This window comes from Bacillus sp. JJ1122 (assembly GCF_036964885.1).
In the GTDB taxonomy this organism is placed as follows: domain Bacteria; phylum Bacillota; class Bacilli; order Bacillales; family Cytobacillaceae; genus Mesobacillus.
Genome location: NZ_JBALQL010000042.1, coordinates 1 through 475, shown reverse-complemented (window position 1 = coordinate 475; position 475 = coordinate 1). Strand labels below are relative to the sequence as shown.

1 protein-coding gene is annotated in these 475 nt (G+C 40.4%); it reads left to right on the top strand.

Features of this window, described 5'->3' with window-relative positions; translation table 11 throughout:
* The first annotated feature begins 181 nt into the window (after positions 1-181).
* On the top strand, positions 182-424 hold the full coding sequence (locus V7201_RS20555) for a hypothetical protein (protein WP_335378721.1): 243 nt from the start codon (positions 182-184) through the stop codon (positions 422-424).
* The last annotated feature ends 51 nt before the right edge of the window (positions 425-475 follow it).

Sequence of the window (475 nt, the reverse complement as noted above, 5' to 3'; positions counted from 1 at the left end):
CCTTGTTTAACAGAGCCAACTTTTAAAAACAAAGGCTTATTCTTATAAATTGCCACCTGGGTAAAAACCAGGAAATGGATTTCCTATATAGAATGATTCCATAACCATTAACCTTTTTAGATTATGAATAGACCTTCCAACATAAACTATCGATAGCAGAATGCAGAAAGGACTGAAGGAAATGGGGATGTGCCCGCTTTGCAACGGATTCAGCAGCCTTTCTCCTGCTTGTCCCGATTGTGGTGGAAGCATGGAGAATAAAGGCAGAGAAGCAGACTATTATGATGATTACAGCCCTTATATGCCCATAGACCAAATGAAGCTTGAAGATGGATATCCGGCTGATTTTGCAAAAGAGGAGTGCCCGCATCTTTTCAAATGTTCCCATTGCGGAAACGGCAAAGTATTTTTGATAAAAGAATAGGCTCTGGAAAATGTAAAAAGCAACCCCAGCATAAATGAACTGTGCCCCCTT